This is a genomic window from Mesorhizobium sp. B2-5-11, from assembly GCF_006440835.1.
Classification (GTDB): domain Bacteria; phylum Pseudomonadota; class Alphaproteobacteria; order Rhizobiales; family Rhizobiaceae; genus Mesorhizobium.
The window spans coordinates 333,276-356,249 of record NZ_VFUK01000001.1 but is presented as its reverse complement, the minus strand read 5'-3'; the positions used below and the strand labels follow the sequence as shown (position 1 = coordinate 356,249).

Annotated in this window: 22 protein-coding genes, 1 tRNA gene and 1 pseudogene; 10 read left to right on the top strand and 14 right to left on the bottom strand. The window is 62.0% G+C overall.

What is annotated here, in order from left to right:
* The first annotated feature begins 261 nt into the window (after nt 1-261).
* Nucleotides 262-1,153: pseudogene (locus FJ490_RS01745) on the top strand (IS1595 family transposase).
* Here FJ490_RS01745 and FJ490_RS32525 read toward each other — a convergent pair.
* Genes FJ490_RS32525 through FJ490_RS01735 form a run of 3 tightly spaced genes read right to left on the bottom strand, consistent with a single transcriptional unit; the run spans nt 1,083 to nt 2,532 of the window.
* On the bottom strand, nt 1,083-1,277 hold the full coding sequence (locus FJ490_RS32525; RefSeq protein WP_181165183.1) for a hypothetical protein: 195 nt from the start codon (nt 1,275-1,277) through the stop codon (nt 1,083-1,085). The pseudogene FJ490_RS01745 and the gene FJ490_RS32525 sit on opposite strands and share 71 nt — an antisense overlap.
* Complete coding sequence (locus tag FJ490_RS01740; RefSeq protein ID WP_140728142.1) at nt 1,274-2,023, bottom strand: hypothetical protein; 750 nt, start codon at nt 2,021-2,023, stop codon at nt 1,274-1,276. The genes FJ490_RS32525 and FJ490_RS01740 overlap by 4 nt, the downstream gene beginning before the upstream one ends.
* Nucleotides 2,020-2,532 carry a hypothetical protein gene (locus FJ490_RS01735; protein ID WP_140555911.1) on the bottom strand — a complete coding sequence of 171 codons (513 nt, stop codon included), beginning with the start codon at nt 2,530-2,532 and terminating at the stop codon, nt 2,020-2,022. Before FJ490_RS01735 ends, FJ490_RS01740 begins: the two co-directional genes overlap by 4 nt.
* Before the next feature lie 380 nt (nt 2,533-2,912).
* Between FJ490_RS01735 and FJ490_RS01725 the strand changes: the two genes are divergently transcribed.
* Nucleotides 2,913-3,263, top strand: coding sequence for a hypothetical protein (locus tag FJ490_RS01725; RefSeq protein WP_140555912.1), 351 nt, complete (start codon nt 2,913-2,915; stop codon nt 3,261-3,263).
* 90 nt (nt 3,264-3,353) lie between these two features.
* Here FJ490_RS01725 and FJ490_RS01720 read toward each other — a convergent pair whose 3' ends face one another.
* From FJ490_RS01720 to FJ490_RS01700, 4 genes are all read right to left on the bottom strand, one after another.
* The gene (locus FJ490_RS01720; protein ID WP_140728141.1) at nt 3,354-3,533 is read right to left on the bottom strand and encodes a hypothetical protein; all 180 of its coding nucleotides are present in this window, start codon (nt 3,531-3,533) and stop codon (nt 3,354-3,356) included.
* 419 nt (nt 3,534-3,952) lie between these two features.
* A complete protein-coding gene (locus FJ490_RS01710) occupies nt 3,953-4,660 on the bottom strand; it encodes an SOS response-associated peptidase (protein WP_140728140.1) in 708 nt (235 codons plus the stop codon).
* Nucleotides 4,661-4,737: 77 nt separating this feature from the next.
* On the bottom strand, nt 4,738-5,763 hold the full coding sequence (locus tag FJ490_RS01705) for an NAD-dependent epimerase (protein ID WP_140728139.1): 1,026 nt from the start codon (nt 5,761-5,763) through the stop codon (nt 4,738-4,740).
* A gap of 61 nt (nt 5,764-5,824) precedes the next feature.
* Nucleotides 5,825-6,415 (bottom strand): biotin transporter BioY, encoded by a 591-nt coding sequence (locus FJ490_RS01700; RefSeq protein ID WP_140494902.1) that lies wholly within the window; start codon nt 6,413-6,415, stop codon nt 5,825-5,827.
* Nucleotides 6,416-6,532: 117 nt separating this feature from the next.
* On the opposite strand from FJ490_RS01700, the gene FJ490_RS01695 reads away from it, so the two are divergent.
* Nucleotides 6,533-7,441: an MBL fold metallo-hydrolase gene (locus FJ490_RS01695; RefSeq protein ID WP_140520793.1), complete on the top strand. Its 909-nt coding sequence runs from the start codon at nt 6,533-6,535 to the stop codon at nt 7,439-7,441.
* A gap of 10 nt (nt 7,442-7,451) precedes the next feature.
* Here FJ490_RS01695 and FJ490_RS01690 read toward each other — a convergent pair whose 3' ends face one another.
* Both FJ490_RS01690 and FJ490_RS01685 read right to left on the bottom strand, forming a co-directional pair.
* Entirely contained in the window at nt 7,452-8,237 is a 786-nt protein-coding gene (locus tag FJ490_RS01690; protein ID WP_140494907.1) for a DUF1499 domain-containing protein, read from the bottom strand.
* A 175-nt stretch (nt 8,238-8,412) separates the two neighbouring features.
* Nucleotides 8,413-10,041, bottom strand: coding sequence for a fatty-acid--CoA ligase (locus tag FJ490_RS01685; protein ID WP_140728138.1), 1,629 nt, complete (start codon nt 10,039-10,041; stop codon nt 8,413-8,415).
* 305 nt (nt 10,042-10,346) lie between these two features.
* Between FJ490_RS01685 and FJ490_RS01680 the strand changes: the two genes are divergently transcribed.
* Both FJ490_RS01680 and FJ490_RS01675 read left to right on the top strand, forming a co-directional pair.
* The gene (locus FJ490_RS01680; protein ID WP_140551013.1) at nt 10,347-10,703 is read left to right on the top strand and encodes a hypothetical protein; all 357 of its coding nucleotides are present in this window, start codon (nt 10,347-10,349) and stop codon (nt 10,701-10,703) included.
* A 140-nt stretch (nt 10,704-10,843) separates the two neighbouring features.
* Nucleotides 10,844-11,233, top strand: a complete 390-nt coding sequence (locus FJ490_RS01675; RefSeq protein ID WP_140520795.1) for a DUF427 domain-containing protein — start codon at nt 10,844-10,846, stop codon at nt 11,231-11,233.
* A 38-nt stretch (nt 11,234-11,271) separates the two neighbouring features.
* On the opposite strand, the gene FJ490_RS01670 is transcribed toward FJ490_RS01675, so the two are convergent.
* Nucleotides 11,272-12,012, bottom strand: a complete 741-nt coding sequence (locus FJ490_RS01670) for a polysaccharide deacetylase family protein (RefSeq protein ID WP_140649181.1) — start codon at nt 12,010-12,012, stop codon at nt 11,272-11,274.
* 144 nt (nt 12,013-12,156) lie between these two features.
* The gene (ppdK, locus tag FJ490_RS01665) at nt 12,157-14,835 is read right to left on the bottom strand and encodes a pyruvate, phosphate dikinase (protein ID WP_140580795.1); all 2,679 of its coding nucleotides are present in this window, start codon (nt 14,833-14,835) and stop codon (nt 12,157-12,159) included.
* Between the two features lie 214 nt (nt 14,836-15,049).
* Between ppdK and FJ490_RS01660 the strand changes: the two genes are divergently transcribed.
* From FJ490_RS01660 to FJ490_RS01650, 3 genes are all read left to right on the top strand, one after another.
* Nucleotides 15,050-15,394 carry a VOC family protein gene (locus FJ490_RS01660; protein WP_140494922.1) on the top strand — a complete coding sequence of 115 codons (345 nt, stop codon included), beginning with the start codon at nt 15,050-15,052 and terminating at the stop codon, nt 15,392-15,394.
* Between the two features lie 133 nt (nt 15,395-15,527).
* Nucleotides 15,528-15,602, top strand: a tRNA-Gln gene (locus tag FJ490_RS01655).
* 67 nt (nt 15,603-15,669) lie between these two features.
* Nucleotides 15,670-16,038, top strand: a complete 369-nt coding sequence (locus tag FJ490_RS01650; RefSeq protein ID WP_140555925.1) for a VanZ family protein — start codon at nt 15,670-15,672, stop codon at nt 16,036-16,038.
* 78 nt (nt 16,039-16,116) lie between these two features.
* Here the strand turns inward: FJ490_RS01650 and smc are convergent, their stop codons facing one another.
* The 3 genes from smc to FJ490_RS01635 form a co-directional block, all read right to left on the bottom strand.
* The gene (gene smc, locus FJ490_RS01645; RefSeq protein ID WP_140629253.1) at nt 16,117-19,575 is read right to left on the bottom strand and encodes a chromosome segregation protein SMC; all 3,459 of its coding nucleotides are present in this window, start codon (nt 19,573-19,575) and stop codon (nt 16,117-16,119) included.
* 114 nt (nt 19,576-19,689) lie between these two features.
* Nucleotides 19,690-20,433 carry a DsbA family protein gene (locus FJ490_RS01640; RefSeq protein WP_140494928.1) on the bottom strand — a complete coding sequence of 248 codons (744 nt, stop codon included), beginning with the start codon at nt 20,431-20,433 and terminating at the stop codon, nt 19,690-19,692.
* Between the two features lie 142 nt (nt 20,434-20,575).
* Nucleotides 20,576-21,076 carry a DUF721 domain-containing protein gene (locus tag FJ490_RS01635; RefSeq protein WP_140555929.1) on the bottom strand — a complete coding sequence of 167 codons (501 nt, stop codon included), beginning with the start codon at nt 21,074-21,076 and terminating at the stop codon, nt 20,576-20,578.
* On the opposite strand from FJ490_RS01635, the gene mutY reads away from it, so the two are divergent.
* Entirely contained in the window at nt 21,075-22,349 is a 1,275-nt protein-coding gene (gene mutY / locus FJ490_RS01630; protein ID WP_224680328.1) for an A/G-specific adenine glycosylase, read from the top strand. The two genes, FJ490_RS01635 and mutY, sit on opposite strands and share 2 nt — an antisense overlap.
* Nucleotides 22,342-22,953, top strand: coding sequence for an HAD family phosphatase (locus tag FJ490_RS01625; RefSeq protein WP_140728137.1), 612 nt, complete (start codon nt 22,342-22,344; stop codon nt 22,951-22,953). Before mutY ends, FJ490_RS01625 begins: the two co-directional genes overlap by 8 nt.
* Nucleotides 22,954-22,974 lie beyond the last annotated feature (21 nt).

Here is a 22,974-nt window from a genome sequence, read left to right as displayed (position 1 = left end):
GCCTTTGGCGGCCCCGCCAAGCTCCAGCGCAATCGTGGCCGAGTTCCCGAACAGCCGAAAGAAGGAACTGGCCAAACTGGCAACCGCTATTCGGGTAGCTCTTTGGGCGGAACCGACAGCGGAAGTCTATGGCGATGACGACCTAGAGTTTCGAGAGGGCAAGGTATTGACCGCACGGCATCGACAGCGAGACAAGCGGTTACGCAAAAAGTTAGGGGATTATCCCCTTAACACAAGTACGGTGATTTCGTGCTAAGGGTCATGGAAAACCCGAGCAAGTCACCGAAATTCTCTGTCCGCGATTTCTTCGCCCGGTTTCCGGATGACGAAGCTTGCCTCCAGCACATCATGGACGTGCGCCACGGCATGAAGCACCCTTGCCGGAAGTGCCTCAACCTTTCGACGTTCCACCGTATGAGCGACCGACGCGCCTTCGCTTGCTCGCATTGCGGCGACCATGTTTACCCGACCGCTGGCACTGTGTTCGAAGATACCCGCACGCCGCTGCAATCGTGGTTCTATGCGATCTATCTGTTCGTCACGACACGCCACGGCGTCTCGGGCAAAGCGCTTCAGCGCCAGCTTGGCGTCACCTACAGGACCGCTTGGCGCATGGGCATGAAAATCCGCGAGCTGATCGGATCGACAACGGACTTCGACATGCTGCAAGGCCACGTCGAAATGGACGAACCTATGTCAGCGGCTATAGCCCCGGCAAGCGTGGTCGCGGCGCGGCTGGCAAGACCATCGTCATGGGCATGAAGGAACGCGGCGGCGACATTCGCACGGAAGTTATTCCGAACGTGAAGATGACTACGCTTTGCGGCGTGACCCTGCGCAATGTTGAGAAGGGTTCTGTCGTCTCGACCGACGAACTCATGTCCTATGGCTTACTGGACGGCGGCGGCTACAAGCACGGCACCGTGACGCACTCGCAAAAGGATGGTCGCACTACGATTACCGGACTGGCGAAACTCACTCGACCAATCATGTTGAGAGTTTTTGGAACCTGTTCAAAGCGTCGGTTCGCTCGACGCATATCCATGTCTCTGAAAAGTACATGGACCGCTACCTTGCGGAATTCACTTTCCGCTCGAACCATGGCGTGATGCAGAACGCGATGTTTGATCTGATCGTGGCTCGTGTTCGATGACTTTGGAGGCCGCTTTTAGGAAGGCGGCCTCATTGACTGGACCGATGCCAGCGGCCTCTTGCTGGCGGATGAATTCTTCCAGCCGGTTTTCTTTCACCGCCTTAGACAAAGACAAACCGGTCATGCAGCCGCCTTCCTGAATAGTTCATCCGGCTGCGAATCCTCGATGATGCGACCGGGGGAGAGCAACCCTAGTTTCGAACCTAGAGCTCCCCTATCCCTGACAACCGCGATAAGCCGTGGCGGCTTATCTAGCGCTGCCAAATCATGGAATGCAGTCGAGGCCCGATACACCGAGTTCGCGTGGTTGCTCACCGCTTGAAAAACAGCGGTATGACCATTGACCGCAACGACCGCCGAGACTTCCCATGGGTTCGTTGACGCGCCAATGATTGTCTTACCTTCGTCAACCTTGTCTAGACCGAATACCCTGACCAATCGCTCGTTCAGTTCATTGGCGAGTTGTTCGTCATCCTCATCGAAAATACGTTGGCAGATATGATCCGCCACGCGCCAGGATGACTCTGCCACGTCCAGAATTGCCCGGTGAATATCGTCAATCGGCGCCTCTATGTAGAGCACGCGGTCTCCCACGGTTACGCCCGTGCTTTCGGCAACCTTATTGGCCGTCCGCTTGAACGATTTTGCGGCGTTCAGATCTTCAACTTCCCGATAAGCAAAGCCGGCATCGCTCACGCGCACCCCGTTCGCAATCTGATCAATCCGAACCGTGACAAACGATCCGTCGGGATAGAGCAGTGGGAGATTTACGTAGTACCCACCGTTGATGCGCTTCAGGCGCACGAGATCGCGGACCGTCTCTTCAACGGTCCTTTCTACCTCGGCGGAAACTACGCTACCTACCATCATTGGAACAAATCATACACCCAATCCGGCCTCGGGACAATGCCTATGTTATTGATTCTAAAGCGAGTTCCGACAAATGACCTAAGCTGTTCAAATGATTGAAGCTCTTGATCAATAGCTTCGGCGCAAGGCAGTTTGCCGCGCTTCATCCGTCTTTCGGCTTCGATCCAATTAAGTTCGAAACTGTGTAGATGCGTCTCCGGGACACGCTTACCGTCGCCTGCACACTTGCGGCGATTGTTTGAATGGCCGCCCTTGGTGTCGCGCCAGTCGACGCGGATCAGCTTCGTGTGTCGATGCCCAGCAAGGCCGGCGACCGACAATTCAAACGTAACGTGCCAATCGGGATGTTGTGAGTAGGTGCCGCCAGTAAGGACAAGGCCGGCTTCAACGATGCCGTCAATTTCCAGCGGAGCATAGAATCGAATGTACCCGTCTTCCGGGTCCGGCTTGGACCACTCGATAGGGTTGACTATCGACTTCCAGCTATTGACTAGCGATGGTAGCGGCATCCACTACGGTTAGCCGAAACACACGCGCTACGCGAGTCTTCGAAAATAAGGGGAGAGTGGGCGGGACTCGAACCCGCGTCCTCTCGCTTAGCAGGCAAGCGCTCTATCCATCTGAGACTACCACTGCGTATCCCTTGCAGGATGGTCGTGTTCGCACGCGCCTGCTGTCATCGGTTCGTCCATCGGTTAGTCGCAGATAACAAGCGCTGGATTAGCATCAGAGAAGCTGCTGAGATGCGCCGGGACGTGGCAATCTACTCCGGCCAATCGCGCCAAGATTTACTGAAATCATTGAATCAGGCGCAACATGCTCCGCTGTCGAAAGTTTTCGACATCCATTCTTCGATGTGGCAATGTCATCGTACAATTGGGAGGGTGGAATGAAAATATTGCTCATGGCAATGGTCTTGGCCATTGCGCCTACTTCATTGCAGGCGGCTTGTTTTGGAAGCCATGCTTTCAAGACATGCACCGATGAAAACGGTAATTCTTATAACATTCAGCACTACGGCAATACCACCAACATGACCGGCTACAACGCGAACACCGGGTCGACTTGGTCTCAAAACAGCAACACGTTCGGCAACACCACTATCACAAATGGAACGGCCGCTGACGGGGGCGCCTGGCATATGCAGCAACAGCGGATTGGCAACTCGAGCTTCTATTCTGGCACCGACTCCGATGGGAACGCCTTCAGCGGTTCTTGTGGTGCTTTCGGCTGCAATTAGGCCCGTTGACATTGTTCTCGTTCCGCGGGTGATCCAGGCGACGTAAAAGTGGCTCGGCAACGTTCAGACGTTATGCCATCGCACTTCTCCTTAGCGTGTTGAGCGGTGTGGTGTCGTGAGCGTGTCAAGCCGATCCTGAAGGTGACCATTTAGAACGATCATTTCTTTAAGCGCCTTTACCGGGTCGCCTTTGTGTTGGGCAATGAATTTGTCGGCGATTGCCTGGAGGGCGGCTTCTTGGCGACTATCCAGCGATACCATATGGTCCATGGGACTGCTCCAAAAGTGTTGTATCTCTAGTGAACAAAAAGGGAACAAAATTGTCAAGGCCCGAATTGACTCGGCGAGGAATATCTTCTTATTTTTTTGCATGCCAGAACAGAGCAGACGACCACGCCGCCTTGTGCAGACCTTGTGCCGAGCGCATGAGGCGGGACAACTAATCCGTGTCCGTTGCATTAACTGCAACATCACCCGCCATTATCTGCCGGGAGATCTCGCCAAGCTCGTCGGAGACATCCCATTTTGGGAAATTGACCGGCATATGCGTTGCGAGCGGTGCAAACGTCGCGATCTTGACGTCGATATCTTGCTGCCTAGCGCGTCGGAGGGCATGGAGATACGTATTAGGCGGCTAGTTGAGGTCCGCATGGTACGGCGCGTGATCTGGAAAGATAACTAGGTCCGACCTAGAATAGCGAGCCCTGAGCTGGCGGTGCCTGCTGAGGGAACTTGGCCTGCGTAGCTGGCTTTTCCACAATCACCAATGCATCGTCCCGCGCGGTGCGCTGTAGCCGTTTCGCCTGCGACCAAGGCGCGGTAAGCCAGGTCTCCGTTTGCTCTTGTGTGGTCAAAATGACCGGCATGGCCTTTGCGTGTATTGGTTTGATGATGGCGTTGGGCGCAGTCGTCATGAAACCGTAAAGCTCAAAATCGGCGGGCCCATCCTTGACCTTGCGCACCCCATGCCAACGCGTCCAGAGCCCGGCAAAGAAGAACAGAGGGCGGTCCTCATTGAGCGCGAACCAATAGTTTCGCTGGATTCCCGTCTCGGGATCCTTGTCGCCGGATGTGGGGCTAGGCTCCGCAAAGCTCGTCACGGGGACCACACAGCGGTTCTCGACGCTAACGTACTGCTGCCAATGGCCGTATTGTGGATTGCGTATATTGGTGGTGCCGTAGTCGGCCTTGCCCTTCATTCGCTCAACGGGTGTCGGCATGCCCCATAAAAGATTAGCAAGCTCGCGCTCGCCGTCCGGCGCATTGCGGACGACAGGGCCCGGCCGGTTGGGATAGATGTCAATAGACGGCTCAAGGTTGCCCAAGATGTCTCGTAAAGTCCGAGTCCATTGGCGAATGGCCTCTTGCGACGTGGTGATGTTGTAGAGATTACACATCTCCACAATTTGCCGCGAGAGCGCTCCGCCGCCTAGTCAAAAATTGCACCCAGAGTGGCGCGCAAAGGCATGATGCCCTATCCCCGCCCAAAGTACGCCAGGTACCATTCGACGAACCGGCCGACGCCCTCCGTCACCGACGTGCCGGGGCGATAGCCGATCGCCGCCTGCAGCGCCGAAGTATCGGCAAAAGTGTCAGGCACGTCGCCGGCCTGCAGCGGCAAGAGCTCCACGATGGCCTTGCGGCCAAGCGCGTTTTCAAGCGCCTCGACATAGGCTGTCAGCTTCACCGGGTTGTTGTTGCCGATGTTGAAAATGCGCCAAGGCGCGCTGCTCGTCGCAGGATCCGGATTATCGGAATCCCAGGCGGGGTTAGCCAAGGCGGGGCTGTCGCTGGCGCGGATCACGCCTTCGGCGATGTCCTCGACGTAGGTGAAATCGCGTGTGTGATTGCCGTTGTTGAACAGCTTGATCGGCTCGCCGGCCAGGATGTTCCTGGTGAACAGGAACAGCGCCATGTCGGGACGCCCCCAAGGGCCGTACACTGTGAAGAAACGCAAGCCGGTGGTCGGCAGCCCGAACAGGTGGCTGTAGCTGTGCGCCATCAGCTCGTTGGCGCGCTTGGTTGCGGCGTAGAACTGCAGCGGATGGTCGGCCGGGCGATGCTCGGAAAACGGCATGTCGGTATTGGCGCCGTAGACGCTCGACGTGCTGGCATAGGTCAGGTGGCCGACACGGCTGTTACGGCAGGCCTCCAGCATGTTGGCGTAGGCGATAATGTTGCTCTCGACATAGGCGTGCGGGTTTTCAAGGCTGTAGCGGACGCCGGCCTGGGCGGCGAGATGGATCACCCTGTCGAAGGCGTGATCGGCAAAGCAGTCGTCCACCACGTTTCGCTCTGCGAGATTACCGTGGATGAAATGGTAGCCCGCATTGGTGTTGCGGCTTGCTTCGGCCAAAAGCCGCAGCCGCGCCTGCTTGATCTGCGGATCATAGTAGTCGTTGATGCTGTCTATGCCGACGACCTCGTCGCCGCGTTCGAGCAGCCGCCTGGCGACGTGATAGCCTATGAAGCCGGCAGCGCCGGTGACCAGGACCTTCATCAGAACCGCCCGTCCCCAGAATAGACCTCTGACCTCCGCTCAGGCCGAGCTGCCTACAATCTCAGTTGCGCTTCAGCAGCGACCAGACGGCGGGCACCAGGCTTGCGGCCAGAGCAACCTTGATCAGATCACCGACGATGAACGGCACGACGCCGAACTGCCAGGATTTTTCCGGACCGATGAGCATCGCCAGCCAGGCAAAGCCCATGGCCATCATGACGAACTCAGCAACCAGCATCGCGTTGAAAAGCTTGATCGGATGGCGATCCCAGCCGCGATCGGCGGCCCAGCCGGCGATCGCCGCCATGACCACGAAGCCGGCGAGATAGCCGCCGGTCGAGCCGAGCATGTAGGCAATGCCAATTCCCTTTTCCGGCGTGCTCTGGAAGACCGGGAAGCCCATCGCGCCCTCGGCCATATAGAGCAGCAGGGTGGCGACGCCGAGCCGCAGGCCGAAAGCGGCCCCGATCAGCAGGACGGCGAGCGTCTGCATCGAAATATCGACTGGCCCCAGAACCACCTTGGTCTTGGCCGACAGGGTCAGGAGCAATGTCCCGGCTATCGCCAGGAAGAACTGCGTTGCCAGCCGCGCCGCGCCATCTTGCGGCAGAGCCAGAGAAACAAGCGGGCGCATCGTCGTTGCAGTTGCCATGGTCTTCCCCATCCGAGTGCCGCCATCCGATGATCGCGGTCTTGCGTTTTCCTATATTGGCTTGCGTGCTATGCGGCAATCGGTTTTGCCATTCCCGCAACAGGCATCGACACCGTCATGGCCCTCGAATTCGATACCAGCTTCGATCCCTGCTACGGCGGGGGCGTCAGCGTCGCGCCCGACGTGCAGCGCGTCACGGCCCGAAATCCAAGTCCCTTCACCTTTCACGGCACCAACAGCTACATCGTCGGACGCGATACGCTGGCAGTGATCGATCCGGGGCCGGATGACGAAGCTCACCTTCGCACCTTGCTCGACGTCATCGCCGGCAGGCCGGTCAGCCACATCTTCGTCAGCCACACGCATCGCGACCATTCACCGTTGGCGGCACGGCTGAAGCAGGAGACCGGAGCCCAGGTGATGGCGGAAGGGCCGCACCGGCCGGCAAGGCCATTGCATATTGGCGAGATCAACGCGCTCGATGCCAGCGCCGATACCGCTTTCGTTCCCGATCTCGCGCTGCCGGACGGCGCGCTGGTCGCCAGCGACGGCTGGGCAATCCGCACGGTCCTGACCCCCGGCCATACCGCCAACCACGCGGCATTCGCGCTGGAGGGCACCGGCATCCTGTTTTCGGCCGACCACGTCATGGCGTGGGCGACCTCCATCGTCGCGCCGCCGGACGGGGCGATGGCGGACTACATGGCCTCGCTGGACCGGCTGATCGAACGCGGTGACCGCCTGCTGCTGCCCGGCCACGGCGGGCCGGTGACGGCACCGCGAGGCTTCATGCGCGGATTGAAGACCCATCGCAAAATGCGCGAACGGGCCATATTGGAGCGGATCCGCGCGGGCGACCGCACGATCGCAGACATGGTCAAGGCGATCTACAGGGATACCGACCCGCGGCTGCATGGCGCCGCCGGGTTGTCGGTGCTTGCCCATCTGGAGGATCTGGTGGCGCGCGGCCTGGTCGCGACAGACGCCGCGCCGGCCATAGACGGCATTTTTAGGCCAGCCCCTTAGGCCCGAGCATCTATTCGGCCGGAGCCGCGCCGACCTGGCCGGCGACTTCCTGGTCCAACTCCGCCAGAAAGTCGGTGATGCGCGCAGCGTTGTCGCCGAGGTCGTAGCGGCCGTAGCGGGAAGCCGACCGCATGTCGACGAGAACCGTATCCCCGTCGTCCGTGATGCGAATTGCCACGTCTGCGGGGAGGCCCAACACGAAGCTCCTGGCGACAGCGGTAATCGTCACGTCGCTTTGCCCGGCGAGTTCGGGATAGGGTCCGGTAAGATCCCAATTGCGGCGGTCGAGCACGGTTTCAACGGCAGTGACGACGGTCTCGAACGGCAGGTCGTAGCTGCGCGCGGTGACAAGCGGATAGCTGTCGGTCTGCAACCGCTGCTCGCCGGGCGTCGGCGGCGAGAGCACGTTCATGTCCTTCGTGCGACCGGTGACGTCGAGTGCCGGCGGTTCGTCGAAATCGGTCGAAATATCCCTGAGCGGCGGAAAGATTGTCGCCCAATAGGCGGCGATGCCATAGGGGGTCAGCACCAGCACTGCCAGCAAGACGCCGACCGTGATGTCGCGGCCGCCATAGTCGCCAAAATTCCACACCCTCGAGAAGGCAAATCCGGCGAACAGCAGCGCCAGCGCCGCCAACAGCGCGACGATAGCCAACACCCACAGGAACACCGGCGTTTCAACGAGGTTGAAATAATGGCCGACGAACACGGTCAGCAAAAGCACCGCCGAAAAAGCAGCGGTGCGCCGCGACCATCCGGCAGCCTTCGACGTTTGCCGTTCCGAAATGCTGACCATGTTTCTCTGCGTCATCCCAAGCCGAAGAAGACTTAGCGCATGGCCACCAAAATCGGAATCGATTTTCGAGGAGGATCGTGCGCCAGTTGGAAATGCTATCGTGCCCTGCCGGAAAGGTGCACGTCGCTGCACTGTCCTTTTACGACCGCATCAGGCCGAGACACGCAATATCCCGTCAATCCGTCGGCAAGCGATAGTCGCTGAATTGCTGGCGCAAGGTGATCTTCTGGATCTTGCCGGTGGCGGTGTGCGGAATTTCGCCGACGAAAGCGACGTCGTCGGGCATCCACCATTTGGCCACCTTACCGTCGAGAAAACCAAGGATATCGGTTTTGGTCGGTTCCTTCCCCGGCTTGCGGACAACCACCAGCAAAGGCCGCTCGCCCCATTTCGAATGAGGGACGCCAATGGCGGCTGCCTCGGCGACATCGGGATGGCCGACGGCCAGATTCTCCAGGTCGATGGTCGAAATCCATTCGCCGCCGGACTTGATGACGTCCTTGGCGCGATCGGTGATCTGCATATAGCCGCCAGCGTCGATGTGGGCGACATCCCCGGTATCGAACCAGCCGTCCTCGTCGAACTGCTCCGAGCCGGCGCCGCCGTAGTAGGCGCTGGCCACCGCGGGGCCGCGCACCTTCAGCCGCCCGAATGTCTTGCCGTCCCAAGGCAGCGCGTTGCCGTCGTCGTCCGTCACCTTCATCTCGACGCCGAAGGGCGGGTAACCCTGCTTGCCCTGGACATCGAGCCGGGCGTCACCCTGAAGGCTTTCATAGTCCGGCTTCAGCGTACACAGTGTGCCGAGCGGCGACATTTCGGTCATGCCCCAGGCGTGGACGACCTGGACATCGTAATTGTCCTGGAATTTCTTGGTGATGATGCGTGGGCATGACGAGCCGCCGATGACGACCTTGTTGAGGTAGGGCAGCTTCCTGCCGGTCTCCTCCAGATATTGCAGCAGCATCATCCACACGGTCGGCACGGCGGCACTGAAGGTTACTTTCTCGGTGTCGAGCAATTCATAGATGGAGGCGCCGTCCATCTTGCAGCCCGGCATGACAAGCTTGGCGCCGATCATCGGTGCGCTCTGGCCAAGGCCCCAGGCATTGGCGTGGAACATCGGAACCACCGGCAGGATCGTGTCGCGCGAAGACAGGCCCATCGCGTCGGGCATGGCGGCGATCATGGCGTGCAGGACATTCGAGCGGTGACTGTAGACGACGCCCTTTGGATCGCCAGTGGTTCCAGACGTATAGCACATGCCGGCGGCGGTGCCTTCGTCGAAGCCTTTCCAGGCGAAATCGCCATCGGCCTCGTCGAGCCATTCTTCGTAGGCGACGACGTTGGGCAGCGTGGTCTGCGGCAGATGCGCCCTGTCGGTCAGCACGATCACCTGTTTCAGGGACTTGACCGCGCCGGCGATCTTCTCGAGCAAAGGGAGGAAAGTCAGGTCGACAAAGACCGCCTTATCTTCGGCATGGTTCATGATCCAGACGATCTGCTCGGGAAACAGCCGCGGGTTGAGCGTGTGATAGATCGCGCCGATGCCCATGATGCCATACCAGGCCTCGATGTGGCGCGCCGTGTTCCAGGCCAGCGTCGCAATGCGGTCGCCCAGCCGATAGCCGTCACGCTCCAGGCGCTGGGAGACCTTCAGGGCGCGACGATGGATGCTGGCGTAGGTTGTGCGCACAATCGGACCTTCGATCGAGCGCGATACGATCTCTCGCGCGCCATGCTGCCGCTCTGCGTTGTCGATAAGCTTATGGCAAAGAAGCGGCCATTCCTGCATCAGCCCCAGCATTCGTTCCTCCCTTACGCTCCTCGCTTTTGTTGCCATTGTGAAGCGAACCGGTGGATTGTCCAGCCACCGCCGGGTGGCGAAGCAAATCCGGATGCCGGTCGCGCAGGCAAGCGATCGAATCGCGTCTTTCTTGGAGGTCCGAATGCCTGGCGCTCATGTCATAGGACCGGCGGCCTTGAAATCCATTATATCAGAGAAGTCTAAATTACTCGACCGAGAGGAGAATCCGCCACAATCCGGCCATCGTCGGCATTAAGTTTCGTTAATGGGCAAAGGGGTGCGATTGGCGACTGAAAGAGGTTCGCATGGACACGCAGCTCGACGATAAGGCACTGGAAAGTACGCTTGCCGAAAGCCTGGGCGATCTGGTGCCGGACACAAAGACTGTTTCCGAAGATGAATTTGTTGAAGTTGTCGGCGGTGCGCTCGAAGCGGTCGGCGGCACGCTGCTGTTCAAGATGTGCGTTCAGAGCGAAGGGGAAGGCGAGCACGTCGCCGCGGCGTCCGTGGGCGATGGCGGCAATCGTCAATTCCTGCTGCTCACTCTGCCGACCGGCGGCGGCCACTTGAAAGTCGAGACCGCATCCAGGAGCAGCAATCCCGTGGCCGGTATCGCGGCCGCCTATGCCGGGTTGATGGACGCGTTCAGAACCGCCGCCTGAGCCTCGCCGGACAAGGTCTTCGCTAAAAATGCCGTCGGTAGCGCCTACGGCTGGAGACCGATTGCGGAATTGCCGGCGACAGTCGCCCTTGCGCAAACCACCTCGTCGACACACTTAAAGTTGAGACGAGGAGAAACAGCATGGACAAGATCGCCAACCCGGCACCCGGCTTCCAGCGCAATCCCGATAAGGTCATCACCGTCGAACCGTATAAGGGCACCGTCACCGTGCGTGCAGGCGACACTGTTATCGCCTCCTCGACGAACGCCAAGGTGCTGACGGAAGCGCCCTATCCGGCCGCCTTTTACATCCCGTTCGCAGACATCGATTTCAACAAGCTGAGCGGCACGCAATCCTCCACCCATTGTCCCTACAAGGGCGACGCAAGCTACTGGAGCGTGCTGCCTGCCGGCGAGGCAGGCAAGGATGCGATGTGGGCCTATGAGCAGCCTTTCGACGAAATGGCTGAAATCCGCAACCACGGCGCGTTCTACGCAAGCAAGGTCAGCATCGAAGCCAAGCCAGGCTGAACGGACGAACGAGGAGGCCGGACCTGCCGTCCTGCCGGTCAGTCGGTGGTGCCGTTATTGCCGAAGCCTTCGGCATCGTCGAGCCGCACGAAGGTCAGACCCTTCTGCTTGAGCGCCAGCAGGCCCTGCACGACGCCCTCCCCGGCGGCATGGGTCGGCTGGTTGATATGGGCGATGATGACGTCGCCATCCTTGGCCGCTTCTATGCGCCTTGTGGTTTCCCTGGCGCCGAGCAGCGAACCGCCGTCGCCATTGATCGAGAAGCCGGCGATCTTGAAGCCCAGCTTGCGGATCATGGCGATCGCCGACGGACTATACTCCGCGGTCGCGCCACGAAACCATTTCGGCGCTGGCTCGCCAGTCCCGGCCAAGGCGACGGCGCCCGACTCGACCTCGGCCAGAACCGCTTCCGGACTGCCGGCGCTGCGTATGCCATAGATCTTCTGCGGCGTGTCGACGGCCGGGATGTGACGGCCGCCGTGGTTTTCCAGTTCGAACAGGTCGGGATGCGCCCGCATGATCTCGACGGCGGCGGCGTTCCGCTTCAGCCAGATGCCGGTGACGAAGATGGTCGCAGGTATCCTGTTTTCCACCAGCGCCGAGAGGATGCGGTTGTCGGTCCGTCCGCCGCAGGCATCGAGGGTCAAGGCAATGCGCCCGGCTCCGCCTGTATCCGGCTTGATGTGCAGGATCGGTTCGACCAGCGATGCGGCATGGCCGCTGGACACCACGGCCAAAGACATGGCGACAATGCAGAGATTTTTTTGCAGCAGGCGAATCAAATCCAATTCCAATCGGGCGTTTCACGCAGGCATCCCAAGACCCGCATGAAGGCGAGAATCGGAGCTGGATAGCAGAAAAGCACCAGACGCGACAATCTGACCGTCTTGCGGCAGTTCCTCGTTCCGATCGGCGGCAAGCGCTCAGCCGCGGCCCGCTTTTGCCACCTGAACGGCCGCCTGCGCGGCCGCCAACCTGGCGATCGGCACGCGGTAGGGCGAACAGGACACATAGTCCAGTCCGACCTCCTCGCAGAAGCGGATCGAGGCCGGATCGCCGCCATGCTCACCGCAAATGCCGAGCTTGATCCCTGGCCGCGTCGCCCTGCCCTTCTCGGCGGCCATGCGCACCAGTTCGCCGACGCCATGGATGTCCAGCGACACGAACGGATCCTGTTCGATGATGCCTTTCTGGCGATAGGTCTCCAGGAACGAGGCCGCGTCGTCGCGCGAGATGCCGAATGTCGTCTGGGTCAGGTCGTTGGTGCCGAAAGAGAAGAACTCGGCCGATTCAGCGATGACATGGGCGCGGATCGCCGCGCGGGGGAGCTCGATCATGGTTCCAGTCAGGTAGTCGATCTTGACGCCGCTCTCGTCCATGACGCTCTTGGCCACCGCATCGATGCGCGCCTTGACGTAGTCGAGTTCCTTCACAAGCCCGACCAGCGGCACCATGATCTCGGGTACCACCAGCGCGCCGGCCTTACGGCCGGCCTCGACGGCGGCCTCGAAAATGGCGCGCGCCTGCATCTCGGCGATCTCGGGATAGGACACCGCAAGCCGGCAGCCGCGATGACCGAGCATCGGGTTGAATTCGTGCAGCGCCTCGGTGCGCTGCCTGAGCTTGTCCGGCGCAACATTCATCGCCGCCGCGACTTCGGCTATCTCGGCCTCGGTCTTGGGCAGGAATTCGTGCAACGGCGGATCGAGCAGGCGGATGGTCACCGGCAGGCCGGCCATGATCTCGAACAGCTCCAGGAAATCCGCTCGCTGCATCGGCAGCAGCTTGGCGAGCGCGGCGCGCCGGTCCTTTTCGGTGTCGGCCAGGATCATCTCGCGCATGGCGACAATGCGGGCGCCATCGAAGAACATGTGTTCAGTGCGGCACAAGCCGATGCCTTCGGCACCGAAGGAGCGCGCCATGCGCGCGTCGAGCGGGGTTTCGGCGTTGGTGCGCACCTTCATGCGCCGCACCGCGTCCGCCCATTCCATGATCGCGGCGAAATCGCCGGAAAGCTCAGGCTGGAGCATCGCCACTGCGCCCTTGAGCACCTGCCCGTTGCCGCCGTCGATGGTGATGATGTCGCCCTTGCGGAAGGTCTGCCCCATCGACATCAGCGTAGCTGCCTTATAGTCGACGCGCAGCGAACCGGCGCCCGAAACGCACGGCTTGCCCATGCCGCGCGCCACGACCGCGGCATGGCTGGTCATGCCGCCGCGCGTGGTCAGGATGCCCTCCGCCGCATGCATGCCGTGGATGTCCTCGGGACTGGTCTCGACACGCACCAGGATAGCCTTGCGTCCTTGTGTCTTGAGATCCTCGGCGTCCGCGGAGGAAAAGACAATTTCGCCGGTGGCGGCGCCTGGAGACGCCGGCAGGCCGACGCCGATGACGTCGCGCGCGGCCTTCGGATCGATGGTGGGGTGCAGGAGCTGGTCGAGCGAGGCGGGATCGATGCGGGCGACCGCCTCCTCTTTCGAGATCAGGCCGTCCCTGGCCATCTCGACGGCAATCTTCAGCGCCGCCTTGGCGGTGCGCTTGCCGGACCTCGTCTGCAACATCCACAATTTGCCGCGCTCGATGGTGAATTCGAGGTCCTGCATGTCGCGGTAGTGCTTTTCCAGCCTGTCCGAGATGGTGACGAAGGACTGGAAGGCGTCCGGCATCAGTTTCTGCAATGACGGCTTGTCGGAGCCGGCGGCGATGCGAGCCGCCTCGGTGATGTTCTGCGGCGTGCGGATACCGGCGACGACGTCCTCACCCTGCGCATTCACCAGGAACTCGCCATAGAGCTGCTTCTCGCCGGTTGAGGGATTGCGGGTAAAGGCGACGCCGGTGGCCGAGGTCTCGCCCATATTGCCGAACACCATGGCCTGGACATTGACCGCCGTGCCCCAGCTTTCGGGAATATCGTGCAGGCGCCTGTAAGTGATGGCGCGGTTGTTCATCCAACTCGAGAACACGGCACCGATCGCCCCCCAGAGCTGTTCGTGCGGATCCTGCGGGAACGGCTTTCCGAGCTCCTCTTCGACCTTGGCCTTGTAGAGCGCGATGACGCCTTGCCACTCGATAGCCGTCAGTTCCGTGTCGAGTTCATGGCCGAGGCTGGCCTTCTGATCCTCGAGGATCTCCTCGAACACCTCGTGGTCGAGCCCCATGACGACATCGGAATACATCTGGATGAAGCGCCGGTAGCTGTCATAGGCAAAGCGCGCATCGCCGGAATCGGCGGCCAGCGCCTCGACGGTTTCGTCGTTGAGGCCGAGATTGAGCACGGTGTCCATCATGCCAGGCATCGAGGCGCGGGCGCCGGAGCGCACCGACACAAGCAGCAGTTTCGACGGATCGCCGAAACGGCGGCCGGTGAGCCGGCCGATATGGTCCAGCGCCACGGCGACGTCCGCTTCAAGCCCTGCCGGATAGGCGCGGCCGTTGGCATAGTAGGCGTTGCAGACCTCCGACGTGATGGTGAAGCCCGGCGGCACCGGCAGGCCAAGGCTACACATCTCGGCCAGATTGGCACCCTTGCCGCCCAACAGATTCTTGTCGCCAGCCCGGCCTTCGGCCGCACCATCGCCAAAGGTGAAAACCCACTTGGTCATGCTTTGCTCTCCGGTTGCAGGAGATTGGAAAGATTGACGAAACAGAAAGCCCCGCCATATCCCGACTTTGGACGGATATGATGCTGCAATGCGAAAGGCAAGGCGTCGGCAAAGCCGTTTGGCCGCTACAATCGATTAAGCAAAAGCTGCGGCAAAAGGACTTGCCAGTGCAACGGTCCAAGACTAGAACATACAGGGAACGAAGAGGTGCATCATGAAGCTCACCGGAAAACTCGACTATCTGGAACTGCCGGCAACCGGCGCGACGCTGGACAGTGTGAAAGCCTTCTACAGCGCCGCCTTCGCCTGGTCGTTCACCGACTATGGACCGACTTATTCGGCCTTTAGCGAGGGACTGGACGGCGGTTTCCAGGCCGACAGCGGCGACGCCACCGCCAAGCCGTTGCCGGTGCTCTACTCCCAGGATCTGGAAGAGACGCTGGCAGCCGTCGAGAATGCCGGCGGCACGATCATCAAACCGATCTTTTCGTTTCCGGGCGGCAGGCGGTTCCACTTTGCCGACCCGGCTGGAAACGAGATGGCGGTGTGGGGAGAATAGGCGGCACGACCGGCGCATGAGACGACCGTCGCCAACGGAGTCGTGGATCAGCAGGAAAGTCGCAATCTCCAGGCATTGAGCTTTCCACCGGCACAGCCTATAAGGCCGCGCGCAGTCGACGCATGTCAGCTGCTGGGGCGTCGCCAAGTGGTAAGGCATCGGTTTTTGGTACCGACATTCCCAGGTTCGAATCCTGGCGCCCCAGCCAAGCGCGCAAGGGTCCGTTCCGGACACATAGGTTACGGTTTATACCGGAGACATGTTGTTGGAGCAGAATGAGAATCTATTCCGTCGCCGAGCGGATTGCCTTTGTCGTCACGCTCCTGGCCGTCCTCGTTCTCGCGCTGCTGCCGGCACATCGCCTCAAGCAATTCGGAATCGATATCGGCTTCCATTATGACAAGCTCAATCACGCCAGCGCATTCGCCGTGCTGGCTTTCCTGGGCAGCCTCGGCTGGCCGCGGCACAAGCCGGCGCTGATCGTCTTCCTCGCCTTTGTCGGCGCTGCCATAGAAGTTCTCCAGGGCACCACGGCGATAGGCCGCGATTTCGACGTGCTCGACTGGGTTGCCGATTGCATTGGCATTGCATGCGGTCTGCTGGCCGCGATCTGGGCGACCTGGATCGTGCAACGCGCAAGGTGAGAAGAAGCCGAACCGACTGCCTTACCGCGAAAGACAACGCTCAAAATCAGGCTTCAGCACGGCACGTTGAAGGTGAAGTCAGCTTGCCTCGCGCATGGCTTCGGCTGCCTGCAGATCGACCGAAACGAGCTGGCTGACGCCCTGCTCGGCCATGGTCACCCCGAACAGCCGGTCCATGCGCGCCATGGTGATGGGATTGTGGGTGATGATGACGAAGCGCGTCTCGGTGGTCTTGGCCATCTCGTCCATCAGATTGCAGAAGCGTTCGACATTGTGATCGTCGAGCGGCGCATCGACTTCGTCGAGCACGCAGATCGGCGCCGGGTTGGTGAGGAACACGGCGAAGATCAGCGACATCGCCGTCAGCGCCTGCTCGCCACCGGACAGCAGCGTCATGGTCTGCGGCTTCTTGCCGGGCGGACGGGCAAGGATTTCAAGTCCTGCCTCGAGCGGATCCTCGGATTCGATCAGCTGCAATTCCGCCGTGCCGCCGCCGAAGAGATGCGAGAACAGCCGCTGGAAATGACCGTTGACCACGTCGAAAGCGGCGAGAAGCCGCTCGCGGCCTTCGCGGTTGAGGTTCTGGATCGCTTGCCTGAGCTTGCGGATCGCCTCGATGATGTCCTCGCGCTCCGAGACGATGGTCTCCAGCCGGTCCGAAAGCTCCTTCTGCTCCTCCTCGGCGCGCAAATTGACGGCGCCGAGCCGCTCGCGCTCGATCTTCAGCCTGTCGAGCTGGCGCTCGATCTCGGCCATTTCGGGCATCGGATCGTCGGCCTCCAGCCCGGTATGGCGGATGACCAGATGTGGCGGCGTGTTCAGCGTCTCCTGGATGCGCGCCTCGACCTCCAGCCGGCGCTCGTCGGCCGCGGTCAAGCGCTCCTCGGCGCGGACACGGGTCTCGCGCGCCTCGGCCAGCGACTGGATGGCGCTGGTGGCCGCCTTGTCCAGTTCGGCCTGCCTGTTCTCCGCTTCCTGCAGACGGTCGGCCGCCGCCTTGCGCAAGGTCTCGGCCTCGGTGAGCTGTGACAGCAAGGCGCGCCGCTTGGCATCGATCTCGTCGGGTGCGTCGGCCAATCTCTCGCGTTCGGCCTCGGCCTCTGCCTTGCGTTCGCCCAGCGAGGCGATCTGCGTCGAAGCGTTCTCGGCGCGCTCCAGCCAGTTGCTGCGCTCGGCGCCGATCGCATCGAGCCGGCGCGACCGCGCCTCGGCCTCCCGCCGCAACCCTTCATGGACGGCACGCGCATCGGCGAGCGTGGCGCGGTCGCGGGCGACATTGGCCGAGGATTGCTCGAGCTGTATCTGCAGGTCGCCGAGATCGGGCGCGTCCTGCAGCAGCATTTCCGCCTCGGCAAAGGCGGCCGAAGTTTCTTCATGACTGTCGACAATACGGGCGCGGGCCTCGTCCAGGGCGGCGCGCCGGCTCGCCAACTCGCCGCCGGCCTTTTCGGCTTCGGCCAGCGCGTTGCGGGCGGCGTCCAGCCCGTGCTGGGCGTCGCGTCCGGCCTGACGCGCGGCGCGCTCGGCCTCGCTGGCCTCGCGAAGCGACTGTTCGGCCTGTGCGAGCACCGCCTCGGCCTCGCGCAGCACAAGCGTCGCCTGCACCGCTTCGGCATCGAGCTCGGCCAGCCGGTTCTTTTGCGCCAGGCGTTGCGCGGCCGCGGTCGGCGCGTCGGCGCTGGCGGTCAGCCCGTCCCACCGCCACAGCGCGCCCTCAGGGCTGACCAGCCTCTGGCCGGGCGCGAGCAGCCCTTGCAGGCGGCGGCCGTCGGCGGCTTCGACAATGCCGATCTGCGCCAGCCGGCGGGCAAGCTGCGCCGGGGCACGTACCACGCTGGCCAGGCTCTTGATGCCTTCGGGAAGCGCGGCGTCATCGGCCTGGATCGCGCTCTCGCCCCAATGCACCGGGGCGCTGCGGTCGAGCGGCACGTCAAGGTCCTCGCCGAGGGCGGCGCCCAAGGCCGTCTCATAGCCGCGCTCGACGCTGATCTGTTCCAGCACGGACGGGAAGAGATCGCCGCTGGCTGCGTTCAGGATCTTGGCCAGCGTGCGGGCTTCGGTTTCGATGCGCGCCAGTTCGGCCCTGGCGTCCTGTAATGGCGGGCGGGCGGCATTTTCGGCGGCGCGCGCCTCGGCGACCGCCTGTTCGGCGGCAATCGCGCCGGCCTCGCTCTCTTCGAGCCGCGCCAGCGCGTCCTCGACCAGAAGTCGCTTCTCGGCCGGGTCGGGCAGGCCCGCGACTTTGGAGAGTATTTCCGACAATTCGCGGTCGACATCGGCGAGTTGGCGGGCGAAACGGTCCCGACGCTCGGCGGTCTCGCGCAGCGTCCGCTCGACCTGATTGCGCGAAGCGGCGGCCTCGGCCCGCTCGGCGGTAAGTGCTGCAAGCCTGGCTTCGCTCTGCGAGAGCGTCGCGGCTGCCTGTTCGAAGGCGGCGCGGGTGGTTGCTTCACGCTCGGCCGCGCCGGCATTTTCGGAGTTGAGCGCTGCTTCCTCGGCGCGCAGGCGTTCGAGGATATCCGCATTGTCGCGCACCATGCGCTCCTCGCGGGCGATGTCACCGTCGAGCTGCTGGAGCCGGCGCTCGAGTTCCGCCTGACGGGCGCGGATGCGGCCGGCTTCTTCCTCGATCTGCGATCTGGCGATCGACAGGCGCTGGAAGGCCGCGGCCGCCGCAGCTTCGGCGTCACGCAAATCGGGCAGCCGATGCGCGCCGATACCTTGCTCCCTGGCGGCCGCCATCTGGGCGGCGGCGCGGTCGCCAACCAGGGCGGTGGCGACGGCCAGCGCCGAACGTGCCTCGCCTTCCTGGGCCTTGGCCAGCGTCCAGCGCAGATGGAGCAGCGTCGCCTCGGCCTTGCGGATGTCGGCCGACAGGTTCTTGAAGCGGGAGGCCTGGCGTGCCTGGCGCTTCAGGCTTTCGATCTGGCTTTCCAGCTCGCCAACGACGTCATCCAGGCGCTCGAGGTTCTGCTCGGCGGCCTTGAGCCTGAGTTCGGCCTCGTGGCGGCGCGTATGCAGGCCGGAAATGCCGGCCGCTTCTTCCAGCAGGGCGCGGCGCGCCTGGGGCTTGGCCTGGATCAGCTCGCCGATGCGACCCTGGCCAACCATCGAGGGCGAACGCGCGCCGGTCGACTGGTCGGCGAACAGAAGCTGCACGTCCTTGGCGCGCGCTTCCTTGCCGTTGATACGGTAGAGCGAGCCCGCCTCACGCTCGATGCGGCGCGACACCTGCAATTCGTCGGCGTCGTTGAAGGCTGCCGGCGCCGAGCGATCGCTGTTGTCGAGGAACAACGTGACCTCGGCGGTATTGCGTGCCGGGCGCGTGCCCGAGCCGGAAAAGATCACGTCGTCCATGCCGGACGCGCGCATGTTCTTGTAGGAGCTTTCGCCCATCACCCAGCGCAGCGCCTCGACAAGGTTAGACTTGCCGCAGCCGTTCGGCCCGACAATGCCCGTCAGGCCGCGTTCGATCACGAACTCGCCTGGTTCGACGAAGGATTTGAAACCGAGGAGGCGAAGGCGCGAAAACTTCATTCACGCCGCCCTGAAAGCGACTTTTGCGAAAACGCGCCGCGGGTTTGCGGCGGCGCGCAGCACGGCCAAAGGCCACGCATGCCGAAGCGCTGCCGCTTCGGCATCGCCAGGACGTCAGAGCTGAGGGTCGATGATGGCCGACATTTCCTCAATCGACATCGCCCCTTTGTAGGTCTTTCCGTTGATGAAGAAGGTCGGCGTCGAGTCGACCTTGAATTCGTCGGCGCCGCGTTTCTGGACCGCCCTCACATCGTCCAGAAGTTTCTGGTCCGTCAAGCAGGCTTCGAAGGACTCCTGTGTAAAACCGGCGAGCTTGGAGATTTGCAGCAGCGCATCCTTGGTGTTGGACACGCCCACCCAGTTCGCCTGCTGCTTGAACAGGACATCCACCATCGGGAAGTAGTTGTCCTTGGCGCAGCGCGCCAGCATGAAACCGGCCTCGGCGCTCGGATCGAACGGGAATTCGCGCAGAATATAGCGCGCCTTGCCGGTATCGATGTATTTCTTCTTCAATTCCGGAAAGGTGGTTTCGGCAAAATGCGCGCAATGCGGGCAGGTCATCGAGGCGTATTCGACGATCGTGACCTTGGCGTCGTCCTTGCCGAGTTGCTTGTCGGGCAATGCGCCGGGCTTAAGCAGTTCGGCCATGTCGACGGTGCCTTGAGCCTCCGGCGCCTTGACGGCGGCCGGCGTGGCCGATGTCGCGGGTGCGGCGGGAGCGGCAGGCTTCACATCGGCCGCCTTGGCTTCCTCACCAGAGTCGCTGCATGCCGCAAGCACGGCCACCACCGGAATGGCGGCCAGCGAAGACAGCAGGTTTCTGCGGGACAAGCTTTTGCCGAACGGAGGACGGTTCATACGAATCACCTGACAGGGGTTGGATTTTGCAACGCAAAGGCACGAAAAGGCGAGAGTTGGCGCGAATTAAGGCATCGCCGTCCCCAATCCAATCGTGAAACTTGAAGCTTATAATCACGAAATCGCGAGATTGGCGACGGTGCTATGACTTTCTTTGTCCCAGAATAGTGGCGCCGAGCCGCTCCAGAGAGGCACGCAGGCCATCGTCTTCTATCTTGCCGACGATGTGCGACAGTCTTGATTTTTCCGCCTCATTGAGAGGCCTGACGGGTGGTTTCGGCCGCGCCTTTTCACTTAGAACCGGCTTCTGCACTATCCTGATGCGGCCGATGGCCGTGAAGCCGAGAAATGCATTGACGCGATTGATGATCTCGCCGGCCTCATGCTGCAGATGGAGCGCCGCCATGCCCTCGCAGGCGATCACCAGCACGGCCGGCTCGAACGGGTCGTCTTCGTGCAGCCGCCGAGGCCACTGGATCTTTTCAGGGCGCGAATGGCCGGCCAGGCGCGAACCGGCAATCTCTTCCCACGACTGGACCAGGCTGACCGAAATGCCCGCCCGCTTGCGCAGCACCGGGTCGAGGATCGCGGTGGCGAGATCGCTCACCGGAACGGGATTGCCGAAGGGCCTTTTCCCTGCCATGTGCGTTCTCCAGCCACCACCTCCACTCTTCCCGGCCGAGGCCGATACGAGATCAATGGCACCGCACGAGCAGACCCGCAAGGCCATATCAGAGGACAGCAGCAGCAAAGCTGCGTCTAGTGACAGCAGCAAAGCTGCGTCTAGTGACAGCAGCAGAGCTGCGTCCGGGGACAGCAGCAAAGCTGGCGATACCGCATCCCGCCTGCTCGCATGGTACGACGTGCATCATCGCGAGTTGCCGTGGCGCGTGACCCCGCGCGACAATGCCCGTGGCGTGCGGCCCGATCCTTACCGGATCTGGCTGTCGGAGGTCATGCTGCAGCAGACCACGGTTGAAGCCGTGAAGGCCTATTTTCGCGCCTTTGTCGAGAAATGGCCTGATGTCGCGGCGCTGGCGGCGGCGCCCGTCGAGGACGTGATGAAAGCCTGGGCAGGGCTCGGCTACTATTCCCGTGCCCGCAACCTCAAGGCCTGCGCCGATCTGGTGGCCGGGCGCGACGGCCGGTTTCCGGATACGGAAGCCGGCTTGAAGGAATTGCCGGGCATCGGCGCCTATACTTCGGCGGCGATCGCGGCGATCGCTTTCGACCGGCCGGCTGCCGTCGTCGATGGCAATGTCGAACGTGTCGTGACCCGCCTGTTCTCCATTGCCACGCCGCTCAGCGAAGCCAAGGCCGACATTCGCGCCCGTGTCGAGCGCATGGTTCCCACGACGAGGCCCGGCGATTTCGCCCAGGCGATGATGGACCTCGGCGCCACGATCTGTACCCCGCGCCGACCGCGCTGCATGCTTTGCCCGCTGCGCGAGGGCTGCAGCGCGGTCGTTTCAGGCGATCCTGAACAATATCCCGTGCGCCTGCCCAAGGCCGACAAACCGCTGCGGCGCGGCGCAGCCTTCGTCGCCGTGCGAAGCGACGGTGCCATTCTTCTGCGCAAACGCGCCGACAAAGGGCTGCTCGGCGGCATGACCGAGGTGCCGACGACCGGCTGGACGGCGCGGCTGGACGGCGCGACCACAGCGGCGGCCGCACCCTTTCCCGGCGACTGGCGACAAGCCGGCCGGATCGCGCATGTCTTCACCCATTTTGCGCTCGAGCTCGAAATCTTCCTCGCCCGAAGCACCGGCGAGACGCCCGCCGGGCATTTCTGGTCGCTGCCATCGGACATTTCGGGTGAAGCGCTGCCCACTGTCATGAAAAAGGCAATCGAGGCTGCGATACCCGGCGCGACGAAAAAGCCGTCACCGAACAGTGCAGAGAGGCCCCATGACTGAAATCCGCCACATCGTGTTCGACATCGGCAAAGTGCTGATCCACTACGATCCCAATATCCCGTTCAGCCGGCTTATTCCCGATGCCGAGGAGAGAAAGTGGTTCTTCGACAATGTCTGCACGCATGACTGGAACATCGAGCAGGACCGCGGCCGGACATGGGAAGAGGCGGAAACGCTGCTGATCGCGGACCACCCGGATCACGCGGATAACGTCCGCAATTTTCGCCGCCACTGGCACGACATGGTGCCGCATGCCTATGACGACAGCGTCGCTATCATGGTCGGCCTGATCGACAGCGGCCACGATGTCACCATGCTGACCAACTTCGCTGCCGATACGCTGGCCGAAGCACGCCAACGCTTCGATTTTCTCAATCGTCCGCGCGGTGTCACCATTTCGGGCGAGATCGGCAAGATCAAGCCGGATCGCGACATCTACGACCATCACGTCGCCGCGTTCGAGCTCGAACCGTCCGCGACGCTGTTCATCGACGACAGCCAGAAGAATGTGGACGGCGCGAAGGCGGCCGGCTGGCAAGCAGTGCTGTTCACCGATGCCAAGACACTTCAAGCAGATCTTGAGCGGCTCGGAATCAAGGCGTGATTTGAATCGCTTCGGGCGCTT